Origin of the sequence: Niallia circulans, assembly GCF_007273535.1 — a bacterium.
GTDB classification, from domain to species: Bacteria; Bacillota; Bacilli; order Bacillales; family Cytobacillaceae; genus Niallia; species Niallia circulans_B.
Window position 1 is genome coordinate 2,949,191 of sequence record NZ_RIBP01000004.1, and the last position, 26,288, is coordinate 2,975,478.

Genomic DNA, 26,288 nt, shown 5'->3' on the forward strand with positions numbered 1-26,288 from the left:
AACAGGAAAGGAGGAACATGTTATTCCTCCCTTCTTGCCTTACTTGTTTCTTGCTAATATTTCTTCTGCTTTTGCGCGGAACGTTTTTGCTCCTGCATCAGGTGTGATTTTCTTGAACAGAATTTGTTCTGATACATCTTTAAGCGCCTTCATCACCTCAGCACTGCCAAGTGGGTCAGGTGGATCTGCCTTGCTTGCGTTTTGCGAAGCCTTTTCTACATATTCAAAGATTTTCGTCTCTTCTTCCGTAAGTTCTGGCTTGATTGCTTCAATAACCTTAGAAGAAACAGGTACACCTCTGTCTCCTTTAATTAATTTGTTTGCTTCCACATCGTTCACGAAGAAATCAATAAATTTAGCTGCTTCTTCCTTATGCTCTGAGCTTTTTGGAACAGAGAAATACATGCTTGGCTTTAAGAATAAAGCCGTATTATCTGCTTGCTCTGGAGGAAGGTTTAGTGACAGCGGTGAATCCGTTAATTGAGCAAACCCTAAATATTGGTTTGACCAGTTCCACGTCATTGCTGCATTGCCCTTGACGATAAAGTCATCTTCAAGTCCTTTGACTTGTGCTTGCACATCTGGTGTTGGAAATGCCTTTGCATCAACTAAGTCAAGCTGCATGTTGAAATAGTCTACAAATAGCTGGTCATTCTTATAGGCCAATCCATCACCCGTTTCATTGTAAAAGCGCTCGCCTTGTGTTCTTAAGTAATATGGGAAAAAGACATCTGCCGGGTTCATCCCATTTGTGCCGTACTTGTCTGTTGATGTTTGCACATCTGTTGCCATTTGTACGAATTGATCCCATGTCCAAGCTTCATCATTAAGCTCTACACCAGATTCTGTTAACATATCATCGTTGGTAATAACAGACAGTACATTAGATCCTAAGTTAAAGCCATAAAGATTGGCGCCGATTTTCCCACCAGAAATGGTATTTTCATCAATCGAGCTGACATCAATTGTTCCATCCTCTGTATACTTTGTTAAGTCCTCAAGCTGGCCTTTTTCCCCGTATTGAGAAAGGTAGGCTGTATCCATTTGAATGATGTCAGGAAGCTGGTTAGCTGCAGCCATTGGCGCTAGCTTTTTCCAATAATCATCAAAGTTGGCGAACTCCGCTTCTATCTCTATATTCGGATGTGCCTTTTCATACATTTCAATTACCTTCATTGTGTAATCATGCCTTGGCTGTCCGCCCCACCATGCTACACGCAAAGTGATTTTGTCGTCTTTTCCGCCAGAAGTCTCTTTACCGCTTGAGCTGCAGGCTGCCAAAGAAAAAAGCAAGATAAAACTTAATGCTATAATGCCAAGCTTCTTCATAAATTGCCCTCCTTTATTGAAAGTGCTTACATTATTAATTTAATGCATTTTCACCGGATTCGTAATGAAAAAAACAGACTTCGATGTGTAAATAACAGAGTTAATTAAAACGCTTTCATTAAACTTTCAAGGCTTTTTTATATTCTGAAGGTGTGTAGCCTGTGTATTTCTTAAATACTTGGCTGAAATATTGCGGGTTATCACCAAAGCCGATTTTATCCGCCAAAGTCACCATTTTGACATCCTCCACGTCTGTTATATAAGCAATCGCCTTTTCAATGCGCCATTTTGTCAAATACGCAGAAAACCGTTCTCCAGTCTCTTGTTTAAATAATTTACCTAAATAGTCCGGATTCATATAAAGCATCTCATTTGCAACATTTTTTAGAGACAGCTCCGGGTTAGCAAAATGTGATTCAATAATATCGATTACTTTGTTAATCACAGACGATTGCTTAGATTGAAGGCGAGCTTTATTTTTGTCTGCCAAAAGTGAAGCTACTGTATCTAAATATTCCTTCATTTGCTGAACTGTCTTCATGGCTAACAGCTCAGCAGTACCTGCATGCAAGTCCAGCTGGTTATCCTTGTCAACCGTTTGAATAATCGTTTTGTAAAGCTGAATACAATAAGATTTAGTCTGATGAATACCAAGCCGTTCGCACCCCATTCGATCAAATAGGTGATTTAGCTCTCTATGGGCTTCGTCCTCACTTCCAGCTTTAATCATGAGACAAACTGGCTGTTCGTCCATCACAAACTGTGTGGAACATTTTTGTGATGGTTGCGGGTGGATATCTGTATTGGTAATGATTTTGCCTATCCCAACATAAAATTTGTGAGCAATATATTCAAGTGCTCGGTTATATAAGCTTTTCACTGTCTCAACAGAACCTGGTCCGCTTATTGCCACTGTCATGTCGACACAATGGATGAATGATAGTTCTTTTTGCAAGGCTGTAACCTTGGTTTTACAATCTTCTATTCCTTTCTCCGCATTCATTATAAGAATTCCATGCTTACCTATCACTGTTTGAAGAACAAGATTTGGCAGAAAGTCTCCAGCTGTCTCGACAATGGAGGATAAATGTTCATACGGTATGTCACCTTCTGTTTCGATAAGCACAAGCATGACTTGCTGCATCCGGTCTTTAATGGCAAATAAATGCTCATAACGGGAAAAATCACTTTTATCTCCTTTTCCTGTGAAAAGCTGTGCCAATAGCTGTGCCTTCATAAAAGGTTGGATTTTCTCTAAATTTTCCTCTAAAAGCAGAAATTTTTCTTTCTGCCTTTTCTTCTCTTCCAGCTCTTTAATGATGTCTTGAAGAGCGGCTGTGATTTTCTCTTCATTACATGGCTTTAACAAGTAGTTTTTAACGCCGTACAGCATTGCTTTCCTTGCATATTCAAACTCTCCAAAGCCGGACAGAAGAATGAAGCTTGTGGCAGGATATTCCTCATGTACTTTTTTTGCTAGCGCAATTCCATCCATTCCAGGCATCTTGATATCACTTATAACAATATCCGGTTTACAGGCAGATATTTTTTCATATGCATCAAGACCATTGCGCGCAGTTGCTACAAGTTCTGTATTCAAAGAACTCCAATCAATCACGCTCGAAATGCCTTCGACAATAATTCTTTCATCATCTGCCAATAATACTTTATAGGTCATCTCTAACACCCCTTTGTAATAGGTAAAATGACTGTTACAGCTGTCCCCTTCTCATCAAGATTCTCTATTTGCAAGCCATATTGTTCACCAAATCCTAATTTAATGCGTGTATCAATATTATTTAGACCAATTCCTGTGCCTTTCGGCTTTATAATGCCTTTTTTTATGTATTGTAGTGTATTGGGGTCAATCCCGGGACCATTATCCTCAACGCGGATGTGCAGATAGGTATCTATTATTTCTGCTTTAAGCTTTATAATCGACATTTCCAGCGAAGGCTCGACTGCGTGCTGAAACGAATTCTCTAGAAGCGGCTGCAGGGTCAATTTCGGGATGGAAACATGCATAACAGTTGCCGGAATATCCATCTGAAACGCAAGTCGATCTCCAAACCGATAATGTTGAATAGTCAAATAGCTTTGGACAATTTCCAGCTCCTTTTCCACTGTAATGATATCTTCATTGAAGTTAATGGAATTACGCATTAAATGTCCAAGTGCCTCGACCATACTCGAAATTTGCTGCTGCTTGTTTGTTTTGGCAAGCCAGTTAACGGATTCCAACGTATTATAAAGAAAATGCGGGTTGATTTGTGCTTGCAATGCCTTAAATTCTGTTTCTTTAACTAGCAATTGCTTAGAGAAATTTTCCTTTATCAGTTCATCTATGCGCTGAACCATCGTTTTAAAATTCCGATAAAGTGTTCCAACCTCATCTACAGGCATTTCGTCTACCTTAAGTGCTTGCACCGCCATAAAGTCACCTTTTTGGACCTGCTGCATTGTCGTCGCAAGCCCCTCGATTGGGTTCGTTATTCTTTTTAAAAACTCGAAGCCTATCGAAATCAACAACATAAATAACAAGCTGAAAATAAGAACCATCGAATATTTAACTACTGTAATTTTTGAAAACATAGCGTTAAATGGAATGATATTCCAATAGGTCCAGTCTTCAAAATTAGTGGCAATATGATTAACAAAAAATCTTTCCCCATTTATTTTTTCGATGCCATAGCCTTGCCCATTTTTAGATTGGAAATTATAATCTGTTAAGCCGTCCATGTCTTTCTGTGAGTAAAATACTTGTGTACTATTGGAGATGATGATATTGCCTCCTGCTTCGCCCTGTGTTAAAGGAAGTCCTGTGACGATTTTATCTAGATTAACTCGGATCACTAATTTACCTAATTTTTCGAAATTTAAGTTTTCATAGGAACGAAGAAGACGGACAGATGTTAAAAATTCATTGACGCCGTCCATTTCCATCCAATAGTTTTTGCCTTCATATTGATCTGCTTGATAAAGGGCCAGCCGCTTTTCTTTTTCACCAAGCGGTTTGGAGCTCGAGCCTGCCAGAAACTCTCGGCCAGACGAATCGTATATATAGATAGAGTGAATATATTTTTCTGAGCTGACATAGCTGGCCAATTCTTCCTCTAGCTTTTGTTCTAACCGGTACATATCATAGTGTGTTACATTGCCCTGCAGCTCTTGCAATGCAGATTGAATTTGCGGATCGACCGCAATATTAAAGCTCGCCTCTTCAACTTGTTCCAGCTGCTCTTCAATGCTGTTAGACGACATCATTAACACCTGCGACGATTTAGCATATATTTGTTCATCATAAAGAGAGAAGGCATATTGTAAACCAAGTAACACAAGTGCAAGGGTGACAACCATCAACAGTGTGATGCGGATAAAGAGCTTAACATTGAGCTTGGAATTTTGATAGGTTGCTACTAATTTGGACCAAGTTTTTTTCATGCGAAAGCTCCCTTACCTTAAAAATTATTGGCGGGCCTCTTGTTTGGCTGTTTGGCTGCTGATACTTTGGAAGGCTTTAAGTGCAACTGCGGTCGTTACTACTGCAAACAAACTGCCGCTAAAGAAAATAATGACCGTTATATGAAGCAAGCTAACAAAAACGGCCCCAAAACCGCCTGCAACTAAGCAAAGTGTATGAAATGGTTTTGTGAAGCCAATAAGAAAAGCATACTTAAAGGTGCTGACTAAAGGAATATCATAGTGTACGTACACGGGAAATACAAACAACAGCAGCACAGTGAACACAAGCAGCAAGCTTAATAAAATAATCGCCATCATTGACGTTTGTTCGTTCATAGATGCGATGATTTTAAAGTCAACATAAAAAATTGCCGCTAACCCAAGCAGGATAAATCCAAGCAAATTTGCTTTCCGAAATTCCTGTTTAAAAACGGCCAAAAAGCTGGAAAAGATCCGGATGTCTGTATTACCTAGCAGCCATTGCCTTGATACACTGTACATAGCCACAGTAGAAGGACCAATCCCAAATACAATCAACCCACAAAGGGTAAACACTCCCCATAACAAATTAAGATATGCCAGCCTTGTTACCCATTCACAAAAACGGTAAATGCCATTTGCGACAAAATGATACATTGAATAACCTCCCAGACATCATTGATTTTGAAGCGCTTTCAAAAATATGTAATGTTATGTCTCCTTTAAGTGTAATGAAAACTGGTGGCATAAGTGTGCAAAAAAACAGTTATTAGTGTATAAAAAACAGTGATTTATAGATTGCTTGCATCGCTTCCTCTCTATTGCTAGTTAAGTTAGTACGGTTATATTATATAGTAAATCTACCATTTTTTGAAAGCTGTTCAAATGAATATAGGGAAATAAACCCATAGGCTGTACCCTTTCAATGGCAGTAAAAAAGATGCCAGCTAAAAGCTAAAGCATCCTCATACTCTGTTATTTAAACCAGCCCTTCCTCCTAAACCACAATATCATCAATACTCCCATTGCTGCCATGAAGGCAAGCGAAAAATAATAGCCATAATGCCAGGTTAATTCAGGCATATTCTTAAAGTTCATGCCGTAAATACCAGCAATGAATGTTAATGGAGAAAAGATCGAGGTGATGATGGTGAGCACCTTCATCACATTATTTGTTTGATGGGAGTTCAAAGACAAATAGCTATCGCGGATATCTGCTGTCATTTCGCGATTTGACATCACCATCTCTGAGAGTTTTAACAAGTGATCATAAATGTCAGAAAAATATTCTCTGCGTTCTTTAATTCCGCCTAAATGATGAGAGTTCAGCATCCGGTATAATAAATCACGCATCGGGTGCACAGTATGCCTTAAATTCAGCAGCATATACCTTACATCAAAAAGCTCCTCCATTAAATCGTTCATCGAGATATTTTGCGTATTATCCTCAATCTTATCGAGTTCGTCCTCTAAACTGTAGATAAGCGGAAAATAATTATCAACAAGCTTATCCAGTATGTGATAAAACACATAATATGGGTCCCATTTTTCTGCATGCTGATGGGATAATAAATTGCTCCACACTTGAGTTACCTCGATTGTTGGTGAAAAATGAAAGGTGACAATTCCAGCATCGCCAACAAACATATCAAGCTCTTCTTTAACGATTTCTTTCTCTTCAATACGTAAAATATGTGTGACATAAAAGGCATGATTTTCATAATAATCAAGCTTTGGCCGCTGCAAACGATGGATGCAGTCCTCAACAGCAAGTGGATGAAAATGAAATGTATCGGTAAGATGTCTGATTTCATCCTCTGTCGGTTCACTAAAATCAACCCAGTACCATTTAAACTTAGTCATATCGACATTATTTAAGGAAATACTTCCTTCTAGTTTATTTTCATATGTAATGCCAATAATCTGAATCACTTAAACCAGCTCCTTCGTCTGACCAGTTCTATTATGCTTATTGTTTCCGACAGAAGGCAATTTAATGAAAGCTTCCTTGTAAAGGTATTTATAAGTGATTTGTTGATTTGTGAAAAGTTTATGAGAAGGCTGACTTTTCATTCCAAACACTCGCTTTTTTGCGGGAAGGAAGCTCCAAATTTCTAATATTAGCAAATTAAAGTAACGGATTCGGTTTGTCTACTTGTTTTTATTTTTAAAATCTCCTCTCACTGAATAATATGATTAACACCTAAATAGCTAAAAAACAGCGCTTGTCCAAAAAACAGAAAGCCCCAAATAAATGCTGGAATTATCTTTGTCATTTCAGCAAGACTTGTTGCATCTCCGGCTCTTTTCGGCTTTTTAATGCTTAAATAAAGAATCGTATAAGCACTTTTAATTGATTCAACAAACAGAATACTGGTAAGGAGCTGGAGAACATGAACCTTCAGCAGTGCGCTTCCATAAATCGAAAGCCAGAGAAAAATACTGCTTGCACAGACAATCCAAATAAAACCATAAAGATTTCTTATCCACAATACTAATGCCGTAAGACATAAACCAACATATATAAATAACAGCATACGATATGCTCCTATTGTGATCATCCATATAGAAAAGAAGGAGAACGCAGATGCAAACACATAGCCTGACAGTGTTGTGACGAATCTTGAGAACCAGTTAGCATGCATTGTGAAGGCAAGGCCCTCTGTATTTGCGAATAAATGAATTTTTTTGACTTTTCCTCCACAAATAATCGCCATTAGTCCATGCCCTATTTCATGGATCAATGTTTGAATGACCGCCACATATTTTCCCAGTACGGGGATATGCAGCAAGACGATTGCTGCAAGTAAATATATTAGAAAGCTAGTTAATGTCAAGATTGCTCCTCCTATTTTTAATATGTATGTGTTTCATTTGATAAATTATTGTACCACCACTAGCATTATAGCCGTTAATTCTTAATAAATCCTAAAATTCATTTTTTCGTAACAAATTTTTGCAAAAGTATTAAATATAAAACACTATTACCATTTTGATACTTTGTCCAAGCAAATTAACATAAAGCTACATTTAATAATATGAATAGTATGGAACAGTAAAGGAATGATGATATTGAATTTACAGGAACTAAAAGGGTCCTATGATTTACTGCTCGGAATTGGCAGCTGGTGCGGACCTTCCTTGAATTTAAGAAGGCATAATTTACGGAGATTTGCCTTTCCTCTTGATTGGATGGTGTCCAACTCAGTTGCAGATGTGACTCGGTTAATTAACAACAAGTTTCAAGGCTTTATGGAATTTTCGAATCTCATTCAGACAGAAGGAAGTTCCAGCTCGCTTGATGATGGTGTAGCAGTTATGCCCGCACAAGGCGGTACAGAACCAGTTAATGCGCACTTTATTTACGATACCTTTTATAACATAACCTCTGTTCATGATTTCCCGATCGTCCCTAATCAAGATTGGTCTGTTCATTATCCGGCTTATAAGGCAAAGCTGCAAAAACGTATCTCCAGCCTTTTTGAAAAGTTGGCAAGCAGCCCGAAAGTGTTGTTTGTAAGATGGGGATTCGCTACACAAGAAGAAGCGGAAGCACTTTATCAGGCCATTTCACAGCTTCGTAATGGACTTCCATTTAATCTGCTAATTATGCAGCCTGTAAACGGGATACAAACTGTTAGTGATATGCATTGGTCACATCCAAGTATTTGTGCTGTGCAAGTCCCTTTGGAGGAGCCAAATAATGACGCTATATGGGACGAGGTATACAGCGGACTGTCTGTTACTAGTTATTGGTCATAACCAGAACAGAGCTTTATAGCGATACTGCTATAAAGCTTTGTTTTGTTCTTCCTTTTTACTATATTGATTTTTCTGTAACCATCCCTTTTTGAAACCAACACGCAACTATTCTCAGGATTGCTAGCATCATAATACTAGAACAAAAACCTAACAGCCAATTCCAATGCAGATATTCTACTAAGGAGGTCGTCCTTTCTACGATAACACTGTATGTCGGAATGATGAGCCCAAATACCAAAAAATGAACCAATACCCTTCCCTTTTTTGCGCGTTGCGGATAATGAAGTATAAATAGCATTCCTATTGTTGGAAAAATCATATAATGTAGTGAAAAACTCAAATCGGTGGCAAATGGAAATTCTCTATATGGAAATTTGACGAGATGCAGTTTAATTTGAATAAATTCATAAACCCATGCAATGGACTGTGAACACAGAAAAACCATCTGTGCCAGTCGTTTATTGCTTTTTCGAAAATAGCGAAATAATACGATAAGTGCAGCAGTCCATAAAATGAGTAATATCCAAGCTTCTTTTTGCATGGTTTTCACCTTAATCCTTTTTTAAACCATTGATAGTAAGTATGACTTAAGAATAATACGAATATAACACTTGAGTAGCTCCAATACCATTGCCATTGATGATATTCTACCAGCCCTGTATACCGTTCCAGCATTATTTCAATGGCAGTGAAAAAACCGGCAATCAGAAGATAATATAATATTTGAAACAGCGGCCTTTTTGTTTCAGGGTAATGGAAATTAAAAAGAATGGCCGTTAATGGAAACAAAAAAAACTCAAAATAAATACTCGACTTATAATCATGATTATCATCTGGGAGCAATTGGATGGGATATTCGATCCATTTCATTTCTACAACCAACAACCCTGTCGGCCATGTTATGAGTTGGATAACCAAATATAAAATGAAGGCATCCCTCGCCTTTTCTTTCGGGACAAACCTCCATGCAATGATGATACTAATAACAAGTATGCTTGCTAAAATGACTCGATCCACCACCAAAAACAATCACCTCGATGCTTTGCATACTGTTAGTTTACCCAATAAGTGAAATCCTAGTATGTTGCTTATGTAATAGAAACCCCTGCAACTGGCAGGGGCTAAATAAACTGATACTTTTCTTTATAAATGCACGTAATATATGTTTTATTTTATTTAATTCGAATTGATTGCCCAATACTAAGCTTAGTTGGGTTTACATTTGGATTAAGCTTTTCTAAAGTTCCGTGATCGATGTTTAATCGTTCCTCAATTTCCCAAAGTGTATCTCCTGCTTTAATTTTATAGGTTGACACGGCTGCTTTTTTCTTCAGATTAAATGCTCTTTCAAGTCCTTTTACATGTCCTGTTGCAACTGCATTAAGAAATTCTTCGTTTTTCAAAAGGGTTGCATCCTTGCGTGTGTCGATAAATAGGCTCTCTGTTAAAATGGCATCCATATGTGACTCACGTAATACATGCAGATCAGATGCTTTTGTGCCTCTGTCTACAATGTTGTAAGGTGTTAATTCATCCATAATGGCATTATGAATTGTCGCATGAATCTTGCCTGTTCTGCTTGATATCGCAAGTGTATTGTAACGATAGTCTTCGTAGCCTGTTCCGCCGCCTGCGTTAATATGAATAGACAATAAAAAGTCAGCATTCCAGTTATTTGCAGCATTTGTCCGTTGATCTAGCGATAATGTTTTATCTGTAGTGCGGCTCATCCGCACCTCAACGTCTTCATATCCTTGAAGCAAGCTTTGAATCTTCTTGGCGATTTTCAAAGTTAAATCCTTTTCCAGCAATCCGTTCCCAACAGCTCCAGAATCTGTTCCACCGTGTCCTGGATCAATAAAAATTTTTGTCATACTAACCATCTCCTTTGTAGATTTAGCGAGTATGGACCATCTAAAAGGAAAATATAGTTATAAAGACTCTTTCCTTTCATCGGTCAACTAATATCAGTGTATGAGAACAGATGATTTTCGTGACAAATGGTAATACTGACTTCTTGTTGGGAGAAATACAGTTGCTTACGGCATATTTTTTAAAGCTTTTACGGAAAAAAAAATCCCCATTTGTGAGAAATTTTTTCACTGCTTATTGTTCATTTGCTTCGTTTTTTTGTTCCTCTTTTTTTATGTAAGCATACAGAAAAGCTGTCACTGTTTGGATTACTAGAAATACTGGAATGGAATGAATAAGCTTGTAGCCGTTTTGTAATGTAATGATATGAAGCATCGTAAACACAAATTGTGCCCCAATCCCGATGCCAACCCAGCCAACAATATAGAGAATGCTCATAACACCTCTTATCCGCAATACTTCATAAAAGTAATTAAAGCAGTAACCGAAAGGAACAAATAACATGTAATAAATTAAATCAAAAAGTTCATAATGATTTGTATCATTCACCTTGTAGTAATCAAGTAACCCGCCACCGATACTGAAATCAAATAGAACGCCAATCGTAAAACCCCATACAATGCTTAATATAGTCAATTCTGTTGATAATCGCTTCGGCAATATTGCCATGATAGCATAGGAAACACCGATAAAAACAAGCAATGCTATTTCATTCGTATCAAAAGTTCCGTATAATTTCATGTCATTTTACCCTCTTTTTGGATAGTTATTACATAAAAATAATGGATTGCTAACACTGCACAAAAATAAAGGACGAAATATAGATAGTCAAAAATTAGATGCCAATGTTTGATTTCAATGATGTCCCCTGCTAGTGCAAGTAATATAAAAGCGAATAAACAGAAGGCTCCCCCGAAGGTAACCATGATTGTTTTAAGCTTCGAAGTGTTTGTTTGAATGATGTTTATATACATAATGGCTGCTAAAGGAACGATGATACTGCGGAAAATTAAGAAAGAGAGATAATTTCCCGTACTCTTTGAAATTTCCACCAAAATCAGCTCCTCGTAAATGATCCAGTTCCAATGAATACTTATGACAAGCATAATGAGAAAAATAATCATATTTTCAGCTTTGGATATAACTTTTGGTTGGATATAGAAAATGGCTGCAAACAGCCAAGCGAAACAAATAAAAACAACAAAGAACATACTCTCACCCACTAAGCATTTTTTTTAGCTTTTCCACACCCCTCTTTAGCTATACAAGCAAGAAAAAATTCTTCCACTCCTCCTATCAGACAAGCCCGAACAAAGGTTGCAATTCAACATATTGTAATTAAGAGGACTAAAGGAAGGTGTGATACGATGGATTGGAAAAAATATTTAATCATTGCAACTTCGGCTTTCTTGATTATTTTATTGGGAATCGGTGCATTCTTGTATTCAAAATCTAACCCGACAGCTGTTGCGGACAGTTCTAATGCTACTGGCAATGTTAGCACGGAAAATGAGTCTAACCAACAAAACACAGACCAAACAAGTTCAAACCTATCTGTTACGAATAATATCCAAAACAATGTAAGCGGTGAAGCGAAGGCAGATATTGAGAGCTCGATTAAAAATGAGGTAGACAGTCAGGATGCAGACATTAAAAATAGTTTAACAAACTCTATCAGTGATCATGCAGAAGTGACGCTTACCAATAAACTAGAAAGTCTTTTAAACGGTACACTGACTGGTTCTTTGAATAATAGCATCAATAATGAGGTAACTGGCACAGGTCAAACTAAAATAGAAAACAACTTAATTAATAATATTCAGCTTCAAGTTAATGTGGACGTGATTAATGCTATTACAACTACTAGTAAGAAGCCTTCACAAACAGAGAATAGTAATAGCAGCAATGAAAATTCTTCTAATGAGGAGCAAGCAACGGAAGAAGAAGCATCTAATGAAAATAATAATTCCTCCGAGGAAGAGCCTGTTTATATTTGGGGAATTGATTCAGCAAGTGAAACAACAGAAGAGTTTTATGCATGTGTTAACGAGAACTTTGGAAACCCAAAAGTGGTGGCACGCTATTTAGGTCATAATGAAGGCGTTTCAGCAGGCTTAACAAGTGCACAAATTGACTTGATTCATGAAAATGATGCAGATGTTTTGCTTATTCACAATGGCTTTAATGACGCCACAGGCTATGACAATGGTGTAAATGAAGCAAAAGAGGCGATTTATCTGGCAAATGAGCTAGGAACACCTGATGGGGTTGCTATATTTGCAGATATTGAGCCAACCTACCCTGTTGATGCTGCCTTTATTGAAGGCTGGTATGATGAAATGAATGCATCTAAGTTTGAGCCAGGCATCTATGGCGTTTTTGACAGTGGCAGTGAATTAGTAAATACTTTCAACCAAGCTGCTGAAAACAAGCAAGAAATAAAGGATAACACATTTATTTGGTCAGCATCCCCAAGTATTGGCGTATCAACAGAAGAAAATGCACCAGACTTTAATGTGGATGCACCAGAAGGTTCGTTGGCATATGGCTGGCAATATGGAATCGATGCAGAAACATGCAATATTGATACTAATTTGTTTGACAGCAAATTAACAGATGTACTGTGGAAAGCTTAAAAAAAACTGGCACGAATTAAAATCGTGCCAGTTTTTTCTGTCTTTGCCTTGCTTCTGTCAGTATGAATACACCACAACAATTTCGGGTTTTTTTCAAAATGAATAGACTAATAATCGGAATTAATATAAGCTTACGTAAGGTGAGTCTTTTCTCATAGCAGGCACGAAGAATAATGGGAAAAGATTACATGTACATAAGAAATAGTGGCAGAAGAAAACGCCCTTCTTACTTACATCTAATTATAGTGACAAGATGCGTTGTGAGACATATGACCACTAGTCTTAAGATGTATATAAATCACGACACTTCTTCATATAATGAAGAGTGATATATTTTAATAAGGGGGTGAAATATGAGAATTTATCTAATTATTACACAAATTATTTATGTGCTTTGCCTTATACCTTGGCTGCCTATTTGGGGGCTTTCATTCATGAGCTTTGACGGTGGTTTCAGCTTTTATAATATTCTATTTGTCCTTATCATTAGTTTATATCCAGTTGCCGTTATTGCGTGTACGATTCTTTCCTGGATATTCAGGAACAAAAGAAAAACAGCAGCAATTATCATTAACTTAATACCGATGCTGTGGGTAGTTGGCTTAACACTCGTTTTATTTACATTTAGGTTCTCTTAAAAGGGTCTTGTTTAAGATCCTTTTTTTTATGTATTTGCAGTTGTTTCGGTTTATTCCTACTTCCAAATAACCTCGAGACTCCCATAAGGATACCTAACACATTATTGTACATACTATTATTACAAATAGTTACAGGAGGCAGGCAATGAATAATTTCTTTGGAGCTATGCTGGCAAAAGCAAAAAATACATTTATGCAGACAGCAGAATCTGTGCAAATTCAACAAGAACCAACTGTTTCTGTCTTAGAGCTAGCAGATTTTATTGAAAAGCATGTTGATACAAATATGGTTAGTCAGTTTTTATTAGGAGACTTTTATTATTTTTATGAGTTGCAGGCAGAAGGAATCCATTATTACTTAGAGAAAAAACGTGATTATATCCTGCAGCTGGACGCTTCCCAAGAGGATCAAATCCTTGTTTCCTATCGATCTTATCGTGATAAGGAACATATCCAGAAGTTGTTTTCGTTTCCTTCTGCCCAAAAACAATGATCAATTAACGCTGTTACCTGCTGCGATGGGACCTTTTTTGTTTTGGACATTTCACATCTGTTCGCAGTTTCATAAAGCCAGAAATAAGTCTTGCTGTACTGCCTTCGTGCGTCCGTTCACTCGTTTTCCTGTGAACACATTCGATTAACTGCTTATCACATCGGCAACTAGATCCATATCGTGCTACACAGTCGTCATGGCGCTTGCAGCATGAATCGACATAGTTTATTGGCGCACCAGGACCACTGCAGCCAGGTCCGCAATACCGATAGCCTCCTGGCAGGCAAAACCCTCTGTTTCGTTTCGTCCTTTTCATTTTTTCACCTTCCATAAAAGCTTCTGTTAACATTTTATGGACTTTGCAAAAAAAGGTATGGTGTAAAACCTAAAACACAAAAAATCACTTACGATTTGTTTGTATGTCATAATAGCATACAAACATCATAAGTGATTGGTTTTTATTGTTTTTGGAAAATAGTAGATATAATTTTGTTTGTTGACATGGAGCTGTCAATTTTATAAGAGCCCGGTTTCAAGTATTTTTCAACGCCTTTTTTCTCTACTTCTTTGGAGAATTCAAAGCCGCTCATTTTAATGATGTCAGCATCCTTCAATGCGTTACCAACATCAATACTTGTCATACCGTTTGATACGTAAATGCTAGTGCGGAACACTACATCACCATTGCTCTCAGTTTCACTTGCTTTTTCTTCAGCAGCATCGACTTTTTTCTGCCAGTCTGATTCTGCCTTCTCTGCTGCTTCTTTTGTTTGAACTACATATCCTGAGGATGAAAGTATATCTTGCATCTCTTCGACAGTCGGTGTTGTTTCAACACCTTCTGAATTCTCCTCTGTTGCTGGAGTATTTGTAGCTGTAGTTTCTGCTGCTTTTGGTGCATCTTCTTTTGTGACAAAATAGGCAACGCTGCTGACTGCTGCTGCTAAGAGTAAACCTGCTGCAAAACTACTGATGATACTAGGCTTCATTTACAACAGGTCTCCTTTCGTCTTTCTCCAAAATAAAAGGAGCAAGCATTTTTTCCACTTGTTCTACTGGAAGCTTCTTTTGGCCAGCAATACTTTCAATAGAATATTTGCGACGATGCAAATCTAAAACTTCTCTTAATTTAACGCGATCAGCTGAAGATAAACGTACGCCTGTTTCTTTTTCAATAATCTCTATATCGAGCTCTAGATTGCGCACTTGTGTTTGCAGCTGTGTCAATTCTTCTGTCACAGAAAGGTGAATCATATCGATTTCCCTTTGTTCTGCTTTAGCTGTTCTTCGGCTTCTGATTGTTGAAGCAATCAACAGCAATAGTGCTGCACCAAATAAAATGGCTAATGTCCATTCCATTACTATCAGATCCTCCCTCTTGTTAGAATCTACTATTCTAAAAGTCTATTATACATGCTTTTCCGTGATTTTTCGATTATATTCTACAAAATTCCTCCGTTAGTAAGATAAGATTATCCAATAAAAAGGAATTAAAGCCTGATATATAGGTATTTCCAACCTGTTTGTATGGATAAAAAAGGTATTCTGTAGTCTATACGCCTCTCTTATTTCCCCATACTAACGCATGAAGTTGTGGAAGAACACGAACAGCATTCATTTCTTTTGTATTCATTGTTAAATCAATAAGCCATTCATACTTTGCTAACAGCTTATGAAGCAATTCTTCATTATTGCCGTTTGTAATATCATCATTTCCGACCTGCAAATAAAATGGTACTTGCGGGTAGCGCTTATGCACTTGCTTCGCATATTCGTAATCAGCCTCATTAAATACAACAACCTTTAAGCTGAATATGTTATTAAGTTCTGATAACTTCTCAATAATATCATCCAATATGGCGAAATTAGTATTCATTCCAGAGCTTGGCGGCTTAGGGGAAATGGTCAAATCATCAATATGCTCGAACCAATCCTGCCATTTGCTACCTTGTGTTTCCAATGCCAATTGGATATTTTTCTTCTTAGCCAATTCAATAAAATGGATAAGATTTGTCAGAAGCGCTGGATTGCCGCCTGAAATGGTGACATGATCGAAGCAATCTCCACCTATTTCATAAAGTCTGTCCCAAATCTCCTCCGCTGTCATCAGGACGATGTCATCCTTTCCAGTGCCATCCCACGTAAAAGCAGAATCACACCATGAGCAGCGGTAATCGCACCCGGCAGTACGAATAAACATCGTTTTTCGGCCGACAACCATGCCTTCTCCTTGTATTGTCGGTCCGAAAATTTCAAGCACCGGTATTTTGCTCATCCCATCCATTCCCTTCTTGCTTCTGCAAAACTCGTTGGTGTTTCATAAAGCTTTATATATTCCACTCTTAAGCGCTGGAAGTCATTGTTGTATTGCTGTAACTCAGCATTCAATTTTTCATACATCCAAACAACCATATTTTCTGCCGTTGTGTTCATGCTTGGAAGTGTTTCATTTAAATAGCGATGGTCCAGATAAATTTCGATTTTATCCTTCCAAATACTTTTTAAGTCACCGAAATCGATAACAAGCCCAATTTCATTTGTTAATCCGCTAACTGCTAAAATGACCTTATAAGTATGCCCATGAAGGTTTTTGCATTTTCCTTCATAGCAATGAAGATGATGGGCTGCATCAAAAGTGAATTCCTTTGAAATCAAAACTCTTTTTTGATGATAATTCAGCTCTTCTTTTTTTATGTCTTTGCCGAATTTTTGCAGGTTTTCGACGATTTTAAAGCCGAAGAAATTTGTATCCATCATTCTCAGTTCGCTTCCTTTTCTTGAAGATATTTATCTAATCCAGCCTTTCGCAAAACACAGGACGGACATTGACCGCAGCCATTCCCAATAACACCTTCATAGCAAGTTAATGTTTTTTCTCTAACATAATCAAGTCTGCCTAATTCATCAGCAAGCTTCCATGTTTCTGCTTTATCAAGCCACATTAATGGTGTATGGATAACAAAAGAAGTATCCATTGCCAAATTAAGTGTCACATTAAGTGATTTAACAAATGAATCACGGCAATCTGGATATCCGCTGAAGTCTGTTTCACAAACACCTGTAATAATATGCTTTGCGCCGATTTGGCTTGCCAAGATAGAAGCAAAGGATAAGAAAACAAGATTTCTTCCTGGCACAAATGTAGAAGGAAGCTCCCCGTTTTCGCCTTCTTTGACTTCAATATCACTTCTTGTTAAAGCATTTGGTGCTAATTGATTAAGTAATTCCATATCTAATAGATGATGCTTAACTCCTACCTCTTCTGCTATATCAATGGCACATTGAATCTCAGCCTTATGTCTTTGATTATAGTTAAAGGTAACAACTTCCACCTCTTTAAATGTTTCCAATGCCCAGAATAAACATGTAGTGCTGTCTTGACCGCCACTAAAAACTACTACTGCTTTTTCATCTCTCAACATACTTATTACTCCCTTTCTACCAAACCGCAACAAGGATATTCATATTTGTTGCTCCAATATTAAACTTACCTTAGCCTTTTCATAAAAAAAAGCAGCACTCCAAGAGAGAAGTGCTGCTTCTTCTTAGTTTTTTTAAAGAGGGGGGCTACAACCTCTCAAATCTTAAATTATCGGCATAAATGCCTAGGACTGTTAAAAACTCAACCATTATTATATCGTAAATACATGAAAACACAAATAATTAAATTAATGGCACCTTTTTATGGAAGCAGGATTTAGCCCGTTTTTCTTTTTAATAGAAAATAATCTATACAAAAAGCTACTAAAATCCCAAGTGCATACCGCACTAAATCGATCCATAAAAAACCCTTTCCTAAGATAAGTCCTCCTATTAATGTGCTGCGCATTTGCACTATCCAATTTGCTTGATACAACTGGCTTAATTCAATGAAGTAGCAAAATAAAAGTGCATAAAGGAATGCGGGAAATATTTTGTCAGAAGTTAAGATTAGCCTACAACCAAAGTAAATCATACTCGCCCACACGGCATCACCAAGATGAACCTGAATTATGTTTGGGTAAAGATTTGTATATCTTGATGACAAGCCAATAAGTACACAAATAATAACTGCTGCTATATATATTGCTGCTCTCTTCATTTTCGCACCAGCCTTTTTTGTGATCGCTATCCATTTTACACAACAATACTTTAATTCAACAACAATAACCCTATCCTTGACTCAAGTCATTCTGATTGCAGGCTGCTTGTGCATACACTTCCTCTAGCTCTGTTATCGTGAGCTCAAATAAATGAAAAGCCTCTTTTTTATAGATACCAAGTGCTATAAGTTTCTCAATCAAATCATCCTTTTCATCTTGAAAAGACGATGCATGTTTAAAGTCCATTATTTTGCCTCCTGTAAAACTCATCCTAGTCTTTTTATAGGGAGGAAATGAAAAAATCCTCTTCTTAAACAGAAGAGGATTTTTTCATTACATATAATGCATTGTCGTATGCATTTCTTCCTCTTATCTGTTAGACCGAATAAATCGCGTCATTGGAATTGGCACAGTTTTCATCAAAATGATGAACCCGCTGCCGAGGTTTCAAAGGGCCAGTTCCCTCCACCTCTCTGGATAAGTTTTTGAAATATAATATTTGGATTTATTTAAACATATAGAATCTTAAATGTCAATACTTAAGACTGCTGCAGCATCGTATTCTGCAGTTCTTTATCTGTTATTGGTACTGCTAAAGGCTTTGCAAACATATATCCTTGAAATAAATCGTATCCCATGTTTTTTAGAAAGTAAAAATCGTCGATATGCTCGACACCCTCTGCTAGGGCAAGTGCTCCAATAGAATGACTTCTTTGTAATACGTTTTGGGCGACCACTTGCTTCTGCTTATCCTTGCTGACACCATTGACAAAATCAATTGCTAGCTTCACTACATCCGGTTCGAGCTGCTCTAATTTATCAACATGATTGTAGCCTGTGCCAACATCATCCAGTGCATATTTAAAGCCATGCTTTCGGTAGTAGGAAAGAATGGACTTTAAGTGCTCTATATTTTGCACCTCATCTGTCTCTACTACCTCAAATACTACTTGTGAAGGTACTACTCCTAATTCCTTAATCAAAGCAAAGGTGCTTGCAAGACAATGTTCAGGAACATAGATAGCGGTCGGGATGAAATTAATGAAAATTAACTTATCTTTCACAATACCAGCATTTCTAACAGATTGGAGACGGCAAGCACGATCTAATGAGAAAACTCTGTTTCGAACTCTGGCTGCCTCGAAGAGTTTAAATGGAGGAATAATGGAACCGTCTTTGTTCAAGCCTCTTGACAGGAATTCATGTCCGTAAATTGTTGGAGTGTTTTCTTCCATACGAACAATTGGCTGATAATGAGTTATAATTCTGTTTTCTTCTATTAGCTCATCAATCCAAGCAGTTTCCCTTTCTTTTGCAAACTGATGAATCGGTTTTTTGTTTCTTTTCTTTTTTGTTGGATTAAAAACATCTGCTTCGACTGCTTTAACATCAGAATCACTTAAATGGACTGCTGCATAATCGACAAACGAAAAAAAGACAGGCTCTAACAGCCAAACAGTTGTATTGTCTACCAATTTATATTCATCACTACAGCTTTCCTTGAGATAGTCTAAGAGAAGTTTCATGGAAGGTGCATCTTGAAAAAAAACACTATATCCCTTTGCTCTTGGAACACATACATCACAAACCAAATTTGCTTCCTCCAATTCATTCTTTACGTCTAGATGTTTATCGTTCATTTTCCCTATAAACTTAACAAGTAAACAATATTTTAGTACTATTTTACTATAGTTTATTCTGAAAATGTAGGCAAGAATTGCGACTTTTTCCTATGTTTTTTTGGATTAACTGTTTTTTATTTCCTCTGCTGGGAAACATAAAGTTAAACAAAAGAGGAGATGAAATTGTATGAAGGAACATCAATCATTATGGAAAGAGTCAGTAAAGTTACCAACATTCCCAAAGCTTTCTGCTGATGAGGAAACAGAGATTTGTATTGTTGGTGGAGGAATTACTGGATTGACAGCAGCTTATTTGCTCGGCAGACAAGGTCATCAAGTTGTACTGCTTGAAGCAGATACAGTAATGAGTGGTACAACAGGCTACACAACAGCGAAAATTACTGCACAACACGGACTGATTTATGATGAGCTGCTAAATAATATGGGATTAGAAAAAGCTAAACTATATTACGAAGCAAATAAGAATGCGATGGAATTTATTAAAATTTTGGCAGAAGAACTGGATATAGACTGCGGACTGGAAAAGCATGATGCAATTTTGTATGCTGTGACAGATGAATATGCAGAAAAAGTGAAGAAGGAACATGCCGCATATCAAAAAATCGGCATAGATTGTGAGCTAGTAAACTCTATTCCACTTCCCATCCCGATTAAAGCAGCATTAGTAATGAAGGATCAATATCAATTTCACCCATTACAGTTTTTCAAACAATTAATAAAGAAATTCGAAAATGTGCAGATTTTTGAAAACACGACAGCTACAGATGTTGAGGAAAATCAACAAGAAAAAGTTTCAGTTATTACTCGAGATGGCCTTAAGGTACATGCCGATAAGGTTATCAGTGCCTCCCACTTTCCATTTTATGATGCAAACGGCTTTTATTTTGCCCGAATGTATCCAGAAAGGTCATATATTGTGGCAGTGGAAGAAACGAATGAGTATCCTGGCGGAATGTACTATAGCGCTGATACACCTACAAGATCGCTGCGCCCTGTTACACATGACGGTAAAAAGCACATCTTAATAAGTGGCGACAGTCATAAAACAGGACAAGACGAAGATACAGCAAGGCATTATGAAGCGCTCAAGGAATTCGGGCAAAATGTACTAAAAACAGATAAGGTTGCTTACGAATGGTCAGCCCAAGACTTAATCACACTTGATAAAGTCCCGTATGTTGGTTGTATTAAAAAAGGCCATGACTCTGTATTTGTGGCAACAGGTTATCGGAAATGGGGGATGACGAACGGTGCAGCAGCATCCCTTTTGCTTGCTGATTTGGTAATGAATAAACAAAATCCTTATGAGAAATTGTATACACCCTCCCGCTTCTATTCGGACCCGAGCTTACGCAAATTTATAAGTATTAACTTAGATGTAGCAAAGCATTTGATTGGCGGTAAGCTCCAAGCTGTTAATCAAGAAAAGGAATTATCCCTTGATGAAGCTTCCATTCTGCGTATCAACGGCAAAAAGGTCGGTTGTTACAAGGACCAAGACGGCACTGTTCATATGGTCGATACAACATGTACCCATCTTGGATGTGAGGTAGCTTGGAACAATGGCGAAAAAACCTGGGATTGCCCGTGTCACGGCTCGAGATTTTCTTATGATGGAGATGTTTTAGAGGGACCGGCAGACGAACCTTTAAAAAAATATCAATAAACAGAGAAGATTATGTGGTCTTTACTATTTTGTAAACCGATTTATTCTGCACAAAAAGAGGCTGGGACATAAGTATGTGAACCAGCGTAAAGACCGAACTACTTAATCAACTATTGATTAAATAGTTCGGTTTTTTGTTTTTAGTTTAAATACAAAAAATTAGAAATTTTTGTGGAATGGAGCGGAGGCCACTCGACTCCTGCGGGAAATAGAGGAAAGGATGAGACCCCGCAGGCGAAGACAAGGAAAGCGAGTGGGTGCAGCGCAATGAAACGAACTAACTTTATCTCAAAATTCTATTTAGACATAACCTTCATTTTTCTTGTAATTCTATTATTCGTGTTTAGAGAGATATCTTTTGTTTTGTCCCAGCCTCTTCGTTTCTACCCCATAATTTTGCAGATATTATTAGTAAATTCCACTGGATCCTCAATTGGAAGTCCTTCAATAAGTAATGCTTGATTGTATAATAGATTTGTATACAATGTTAGCTTATCGTTATCCTGTGCAAATGCTGTTTTTAATGATTGGAATACTTCATGGCTTGTATTGATTTCAAGCACTTTATCGGCTGTCACACCTTGACTGTCAGGCATCGCGTTAAGGATTTTCTCCATTTCAATCGTTATTTCGCCTTCTGTCGAAAGACAAACTGGATGAGATTTTAATCTTGTTGATATTTTGACATCCTTCACCTTGCCGTTTAGGGCATCCTTCATAAACTGCAGTAATGGTTTAACTTCTTCCCCTGTTTCTGTCGTTTCCTTATCATCGACATTAATACCAAGGTCGCTTGCAGAGACAGATTTGAATTCTTTGTCTTTATAGACACGAAGCATCTTAATCGCAAATTCATCTATATCATCAGTGAAATACAGAATCTCGTAGCCCTCGTCAGCGACAAGCTCTGTTTGCGGAAGTTTATTAATTCTTTCAATAGATTCACCTGTTGCATAGTATATATATTTTTGATCGTCTGCCATATTTGCAACATATTCATCTAAAGAAACGAGCTTTTTCTCCTTTGAAGAATAAAACAGCAGTAAATCCTCCAGCATTTCTTTATTTGCACCAAAGTCATTATAGACTCCGAATTTCAGTTGTCTGCCAAATGATTGATAAAATGCTTCGTATTTTTCCCGCTCGTCCTTTAACAATGTTTTCAATTGGCCTTTAATTTTTTTTGTGATGTTTTTTTCTATTTTTTTCAGCTGTCTGTCATGCTGAAGCATCTCTCTGGAAATATTTAAGGACAGATCCTCTGAATCAACAAGCCCTTTTACAAAGCTGAAATAATCTGGCAGCAGATCGGCACATTTTTCCATAATCAGCACACCGTTAGAATACAGCTCTACACCTTTTTCATATTCCTTTGAATAATAATCAAATGGTGCCTTCTCTGGTACATACAATATAGCATTATAGCGGATTGCCCCATCCACGCTCACATGAATATGTGTTAACGGCTTATCAAACCCATACCGTTTATCCTCATAGAAGCGCTCATAATCTTCATCTGTTAGTTCACTTTTGTTTTTTCTCCAAATCGGCACCATGCTGTTAATCGTTTGTTCTTCCTCAAACTCAGCAAATTCTCCAGAGTCCTCCTGGCTTGGAGCAGAAATAGAGACATCCATTTTAATAGGGTAACGAATAAAATCGGAGTATTTTTTGATAATTTGTTTTAATCGATGCTCGTCTAAAAACTCGTCATAACGGTCTTCCTCACTGTTTTCCTTTAAAGTTAACACTATTTCCGTTCCGACTTGTTCCTTAACAGCTTCTTCTATTGTGTAGCCGTCAGCACCCTTTGATTGCCATTTGTAGGCAAGATTGCTGTCCAGAGATTTTGTAGTAACAGTAACAACATCTGCAACCATAAAGGCAGCATAGAAACCTACACCAAACTGGCCGATGATATCATGGCCGTCTTTAAGCTCTGTTTCATTCTTAAAGGCAAGAGACCCGCTTTTGGCAATTGTTCCTAAGTTATTCTCCAACTCTTCTTTTGTCATACCGATGCCACTGTCCGTTATCGTTAATGTCCGGTTTTGTTTATCTGCTTTAATCTTTATATAGTAATCTTCTTTATGGAAGGTTATTGCATCATCTGATAATGCCCTGTAATAGATTTTATCAATGGCATCACTTGCATTAGAAATCAGTTCTCTTAAAAATACCTCTCTTTGTGAGTAAATAGAGTTAATCATCATTTCGAGAAGCCTTTTTGATTCGGCTTTGAATTCCTTTGTTTCCATCATTAGCAAATAGCTCCTTTCAAAAGTAAGAATAAACGAATATGTAACACATTTAGCACTCATAGATTTCAAGTGCTAACGCTTATTTAATACCATATATTTGGAATCATGTCAACACAACAACAAAAAGTAGCCTGCTGTTACTTAATCAGCAGGCTAAATCATTTTAGTATGGATCAGATGGATGGGAAACATCCTTAGCTGATTGCACAGCCTCTTCCATTTGATCGACTCTTGTTTCCGTTATTTTCTTGATTGCTTCTGAAATTCTTTTCCCGTAATCTTCATCGCATTGTGTCAGCATATCGACCATTTTTGTTTGGATTTCCTTACGACAAGCAGCAAGTGCGGAAGATAGGTTACTAATGAGCTCCTCTCTTTCAAAATCAGAAAAGCGTCTGTATGTTTCGCCAGCCTGTCCGAAATTATTTTCACGAGAGATTTTTTCCCGTTTCACTTCGCCTTCCACATAGGGCTCATGCTCTTTGCCTGGATTTTCCGCTTCTTTTAAGCCGCCGATAACAGATGGCTCATAATTAATATGTGGATTTTGATGTTTTCCAAAATCTGTACGGAAGTCCATTTGCCCGCCTTCCTGATTTGTCGCAACATGCTTTTTCGGCTTATTGATTGGTAATTGCAGATAGTTTGTTCCGACTCTGTGTCGCTGTGTATCAGAGTAGGAGAAGGTTCTTCCTTGAAGAAGCTTGTCATCAGAAAAGTCCATTCCATCCACGATTACACCTGTACCGAATGCAACTTGCTCTACTTCTGTAAAGTAGTTTTCCGGATTCTTGTTCAAAACCATCTTTCCGACTGGAAGCCAAGGGAAATCGTCTTTATACCAAAGCTTTGTCGGATCAAGTGGATCAAAATCCAACTCTGGATGCTCTCCATCCTCCATGATTTGTACAAATAGCTCCCATTCCGGATAATCGCCTTTTTCAATCGCTTCATATAAATCCTGTGTTGCATGGCTGTAGTTCTTTCCTTGAAGCTCATCTGCTTCTTTTTGCGTTAAGTTCTTGATGCCTTGTTTTGGCTCCCAATGGTATTTCACAAGAACACCTTTTCCCTCTTCGTTCACCCATTTATAGGCATGAACACCAGAACCTTGCATTTGGCGGTAATTCGCAGGAATCCCCCATGGCGAAAACAAGAATGTAATCATATGCATCGATTCAGGTGTCAACGCAAGAAAGTCAAACATTCTTTCTGGATCTGACAGGTTTGTAACAGGGTCTGGTTTAAACGAATGAACCATATCAGGAAATTTCAGCGGGTCACGGATAAAGAAAATCTTTAAGTTATTTCCGACTAAATCCCAGTTGCCATCCTCTGTATAAAACTTAATCGCAAATCCTCGTGGATCTCTTAACGTTTCTGGAGAATGAAGACCATGGACAACTGTTGAAAAACGCACGAACAATGGTGTTTGTTTGCCTTTTTCTTGGAAAAGCTTTGCCCTTGTATATTTGGAAATAGGTTCATCCCCGACAGTACCATATGACTCAAAATACCCATGCGCCCCAGCACCTCTTGCGTGAACAACCCTTTCAGGGATTCTTTCACGATCAAAGTGTGTAATTTTTTCTAAGAAATCATAGTTTTCCAATGTAGTCGGGCCTCTATTCCCAACGGTACGTACATTTTGATTATCTGTTACAGGATGACCTTGGCGATTTGTTAATAAATCTTCGCCGGTAGGCTCATTCATTTTTTCTTCCAAACATCTCAACTCCTTCATATGTATAACAATATCGTTACCAAATTTAGGATTGATATGCATATTTTAGTTGTAATTCACAATATTTTCTTCGCTGCTTTTTACAGTTAGATGAGAATTGTCATGCCGGGAGCGTCTGTTTCTCTTTCTTGAAAGCCAAGTTTCTTGTAGAAAGAATGCTTGCCTTTTGCCGAAAAAAGCTGGACTGTTTGAATGCCGCTATCTTTGCATTTTTGGATAAGCTCCTCAATCACTTTTTTACCAAGACCTTGTCCTTGCATATCGGGATTTACCATTACATCGCAAATAAGTGACTGATAAACACCGTCTGAAATCATTCTTCCGAATGCTGTTAATGTTTCATTATGATAAATAGCTGTATAATACCAGCTGTTTTTAGCTGCCTCATATAGTTGTTCGCGTGTATAATTTCCTTTTTTGTTTTGCAGCAGTCCACTTGCTTCATGCAGTGCTGCAAACTGTTCAAATGTTGGGAGTTCATTTGTTATTTCGTAGTCCATTGTTAATCTCCTCAGTACGTTTGTTTATATAATATTTATACAATATTATTAATAAATATGCAATTGTTAGTTTGAAAAAACACCTATTTTAGGTGTTTACTGTTTAAATTTAGTTTCCGCTGCTGGTTTTTAACTTTCTTGTAACTTTAAGTATCTCAATCCTGCAACGGAAATTTATTCATCTTTAAGATTTTATGCCTATCAATTATCTGAAAATTACT

Annotated in this window: 28 protein-coding genes and 1 riboswitch; of the genes, 5 read left to right on the plus strand and 23 right to left on the minus strand. The window is 37.5% G+C overall.

Going from position 1 to position 26,288, the window contains the following annotated elements; translation table 11 throughout:
* Positions 1 to 39 precede the first annotated feature (39 nt).
* From CEQ21_RS22540 to CEQ21_RS22565, 6 genes are all read right to left on the minus strand, one after another.
* Positions 40 to 1,329 (minus strand): ABC transporter substrate-binding protein, encoded by a 1,290-nt coding sequence (locus CEQ21_RS22540; RefSeq protein WP_185766458.1) that lies wholly within the window; start codon positions 1,327 to 1,329, stop codon positions 40 to 42.
* Between the two features lie 118 nt (positions 1,330 to 1,447).
* Positions 1,448 to 3,007 carry a response regulator transcription factor gene (locus CEQ21_RS22545; protein WP_185766459.1) on the minus strand — a complete coding sequence of 520 codons (1,560 nt, stop codon included), beginning with the start codon at positions 3,005 to 3,007 and terminating at the stop codon, positions 1,448 to 1,450.
* Between the two features lie 2 nt (positions 3,008 to 3,009).
* The gene (locus CEQ21_RS22550; protein ID WP_235907309.1) at positions 3,010 to 4,770 is read right to left on the minus strand and encodes a cache domain-containing sensor histidine kinase; all 1,761 of its coding nucleotides are present in this window, start codon (positions 4,768 to 4,770) and stop codon (positions 3,010 to 3,012) included.
* Between the two features lie 24 nt (positions 4,771 to 4,794).
* Positions 4,795 to 5,427 (minus strand): YesL family protein, encoded by a 633-nt coding sequence (locus CEQ21_RS22555; protein WP_185766460.1) that lies wholly within the window; start codon positions 5,425 to 5,427, stop codon positions 4,795 to 4,797.
* A 318-nt stretch (positions 5,428 to 5,745) separates the two neighbouring features.
* Positions 5,746 to 6,702 (minus strand): magnesium/cobalt transporter CorA, encoded by a 957-nt coding sequence (corA, locus tag CEQ21_RS22560; protein WP_185766461.1) that lies wholly within the window; start codon positions 6,700 to 6,702, stop codon positions 5,746 to 5,748.
* 248 nt (positions 6,703 to 6,950) lie between these two features.
* Entirely contained in the window at positions 6,951 to 7,607 is a 657-nt protein-coding gene (locus tag CEQ21_RS22565) for a M50 family metallopeptidase (RefSeq protein ID WP_185766462.1), read from the minus strand.
* A gap of 229 nt (positions 7,608 to 7,836) precedes the next feature.
* On the opposite strand from CEQ21_RS22565, the gene CEQ21_RS22570 reads away from it, so the two are divergent.
* Positions 7,837 to 8,532: a DUF1796 family putative cysteine peptidase gene (locus CEQ21_RS22570; RefSeq protein ID WP_235907421.1), complete on the plus strand. Its 696-nt coding sequence runs from the start codon at positions 7,837 to 7,839 to the stop codon at positions 8,530 to 8,532.
* Between the two features lie 58 nt (positions 8,533 to 8,590).
* Here CEQ21_RS22570 and CEQ21_RS22575 read toward each other — a convergent pair whose 3' ends face one another.
* The 5 genes from CEQ21_RS22575 to CEQ21_RS22595 all read right to left on the minus strand — a co-directional run bounded on the left by CEQ21_RS22575 (position 8,591) and on the right by CEQ21_RS22595 (position 11,615).
* A complete protein-coding gene (locus CEQ21_RS22575) occupies positions 8,591 to 9,073 on the minus strand; it encodes a CBO0543 family protein (RefSeq protein ID WP_185766464.1) in 483 nt (160 codons plus the stop codon).
* A gap of 5 nt (positions 9,074 to 9,078) precedes the next feature.
* Positions 9,079 to 9,552 (minus strand): CBO0543 family protein, encoded by a 474-nt coding sequence (locus tag CEQ21_RS22580; protein ID WP_235907310.1) that lies wholly within the window; start codon positions 9,550 to 9,552, stop codon positions 9,079 to 9,081.
* Positions 9,553 to 9,704: 152 nt separating this feature from the next.
* Positions 9,705 to 10,406, minus strand: a complete 702-nt coding sequence (locus CEQ21_RS22585) for an N-acetylmuramoyl-L-alanine amidase (protein WP_185766466.1) — start codon at positions 10,404 to 10,406, stop codon at positions 9,705 to 9,707.
* A 232-nt stretch (positions 10,407 to 10,638) separates the two neighbouring features.
* On the minus strand, positions 10,639 to 11,145 hold the full coding sequence (locus CEQ21_RS22590) for a hypothetical protein (protein ID WP_185766467.1): 507 nt from the start codon (positions 11,143 to 11,145) through the stop codon (positions 10,639 to 10,641).
* The gene (locus CEQ21_RS22595; protein ID WP_185766468.1) at positions 11,142 to 11,615 is read right to left on the minus strand and encodes a hypothetical protein; all 474 of its coding nucleotides are present in this window, start codon (positions 11,613 to 11,615) and stop codon (positions 11,142 to 11,144) included. The genes CEQ21_RS22590 and CEQ21_RS22595 overlap by 4 nt, the downstream gene beginning before the upstream one ends.
* Positions 11,616 to 11,771: 156 nt before the next feature.
* On the opposite strand from CEQ21_RS22595, the gene CEQ21_RS22600 reads away from it, so the two are divergent.
* The 3 genes from CEQ21_RS22600 (at position 11,772) to CEQ21_RS22610 (ending at position 14,171) form a co-directional block, all read left to right on the plus strand.
* Positions 11,772 to 13,040, plus strand: a complete 1,269-nt coding sequence (locus tag CEQ21_RS22600) for a glycoside hydrolase domain-containing protein (RefSeq protein WP_185766469.1) — start codon at positions 11,772 to 11,774, stop codon at positions 13,038 to 13,040.
* A 353-nt stretch (positions 13,041 to 13,393) separates the two neighbouring features.
* On the plus strand, positions 13,394 to 13,678 hold the full coding sequence (locus CEQ21_RS22605) for a hypothetical protein (RefSeq protein WP_185766470.1): 285 nt from the start codon (positions 13,394 to 13,396) through the stop codon (positions 13,676 to 13,678).
* Positions 13,679 to 13,823: 145 nt separating this feature from the next.
* Positions 13,824 to 14,171, plus strand: coding sequence for a hypothetical protein (locus CEQ21_RS22610; RefSeq protein WP_185766471.1), 348 nt, complete (start codon positions 13,824 to 13,826; stop codon positions 14,169 to 14,171).
* Between the two features lie 13 nt (positions 14,172 to 14,184).
* Here the strand turns inward: CEQ21_RS22610 and CEQ21_RS22615 are convergent, their stop codons facing one another.
* The 9 genes from CEQ21_RS22615 to CEQ21_RS22655 form a co-directional block, all read right to left on the minus strand.
* Positions 14,185 to 14,487: a Parvovirus coat protein VP1-like protein gene (locus CEQ21_RS22615; protein ID WP_235907311.1), complete on the minus strand. Its 303-nt coding sequence runs from the start codon at positions 14,485 to 14,487 to the stop codon at positions 14,185 to 14,187.
* Positions 14,488 to 14,629: 142 nt separating this feature from the next.
* On the minus strand, positions 14,630 to 15,160 hold the full coding sequence (locus tag CEQ21_RS22620) for an aminodeoxychorismate lyase (protein ID WP_185766473.1): 531 nt from the start codon (positions 15,158 to 15,160) through the stop codon (positions 14,630 to 14,632).
* Entirely contained in the window at positions 15,150 to 15,530 is a 381-nt protein-coding gene (locus tag CEQ21_RS22625) for a hypothetical protein (RefSeq protein ID WP_185766474.1), read from the minus strand. The genes CEQ21_RS22620 and CEQ21_RS22625 overlap by 11 nt, the downstream gene beginning before the upstream one ends.
* A 193-nt stretch (positions 15,531 to 15,723) precedes the next feature.
* On the minus strand, positions 15,724 to 16,446 hold the full coding sequence (gene queE, locus CEQ21_RS22630; protein WP_185766475.1) for a 7-carboxy-7-deazaguanine synthase QueE: 723 nt from the start codon (positions 16,444 to 16,446) through the stop codon (positions 15,724 to 15,726).
* Positions 16,443 to 16,925: a 6-carboxytetrahydropterin synthase QueD gene (queD, locus tag CEQ21_RS22635; RefSeq protein WP_185767387.1), complete on the minus strand. Its 483-nt coding sequence runs from the start codon at positions 16,923 to 16,925 to the stop codon at positions 16,443 to 16,445. Before queD ends, queE begins: the two co-directional genes overlap by 4 nt.
* 5 nt (positions 16,926 to 16,930) lie before the next feature.
* Positions 16,931 to 17,590: a 7-cyano-7-deazaguanine synthase QueC gene (gene queC / locus CEQ21_RS22640; RefSeq protein ID WP_185767388.1), complete on the minus strand. Its 660-nt coding sequence runs from the start codon at positions 17,588 to 17,590 to the stop codon at positions 16,931 to 16,933.
* 278 nt (positions 17,591 to 17,868) lie between these two features.
* On the minus strand, positions 17,869 to 18,252 hold the full coding sequence (locus tag CEQ21_RS22645) for a ribosomal maturation YjgA family protein (protein ID WP_185766476.1): 384 nt from the start codon (positions 18,250 to 18,252) through the stop codon (positions 17,869 to 17,871).
* A 70-nt stretch (positions 18,253 to 18,322) separates the two neighbouring features.
* Entirely contained in the window at positions 18,323 to 18,499 is a 177-nt protein-coding gene (locus CEQ21_RS22650) for a Fur-regulated basic protein FbpA (protein ID WP_185766477.1), read from the minus strand.
* Between the two features lie 120 nt (positions 18,500 to 18,619).
* Positions 18,620 to 18,737, minus strand: a riboswitch (SAM riboswitch).
* Between the two features lie 55 nt (positions 18,738 to 18,792).
* A complete protein-coding gene (locus CEQ21_RS22655) occupies positions 18,793 to 19,893 on the minus strand; it encodes an EAL domain-containing protein (RefSeq protein WP_235907312.1) in 1,101 nt (366 codons plus the stop codon).
* A 169-nt stretch (positions 19,894 to 20,062) separates the two neighbouring features.
* Between CEQ21_RS22655 and CEQ21_RS22660 the strand changes: the two genes are divergently transcribed.
* Complete coding sequence (locus CEQ21_RS22660; RefSeq protein WP_185766478.1) at positions 20,063 to 21,562, plus strand: FAD-dependent oxidoreductase; 1,500 nt, start codon at positions 20,063 to 20,065, stop codon at positions 21,560 to 21,562.
* A gap of 383 nt (positions 21,563 to 21,945) precedes the next feature.
* Here CEQ21_RS22660 and htpG read toward each other — a convergent pair whose 3' ends face one another.
* The 3 genes from htpG to CEQ21_RS22675 all read right to left on the minus strand — a co-directional run bounded on the left by htpG (position 21,946) and on the right by CEQ21_RS22675 (position 26,067).
* Positions 21,946 to 23,820: a molecular chaperone HtpG gene (htpG, locus tag CEQ21_RS22665; RefSeq protein ID WP_185767390.1), complete on the minus strand. Its 1,875-nt coding sequence runs from the start codon at positions 23,818 to 23,820 to the stop codon at positions 21,946 to 21,948.
* Positions 23,821 to 23,986: 166 nt separating this feature from the next.
* The gene (locus tag CEQ21_RS22670) at positions 23,987 to 25,567 is read right to left on the minus strand and encodes a catalase (protein WP_419181604.1); all 1,581 of its coding nucleotides are present in this window, start codon (positions 25,565 to 25,567) and stop codon (positions 23,987 to 23,989) included.
* Between the two features lie 86 nt (positions 25,568 to 25,653).
* A complete protein-coding gene (locus CEQ21_RS22675) occupies positions 25,654 to 26,067 on the minus strand; it encodes a GNAT family N-acetyltransferase (RefSeq protein WP_185766480.1) in 414 nt (137 codons plus the stop codon).
* Positions 26,068 to 26,288 lie beyond the last annotated feature (221 nt).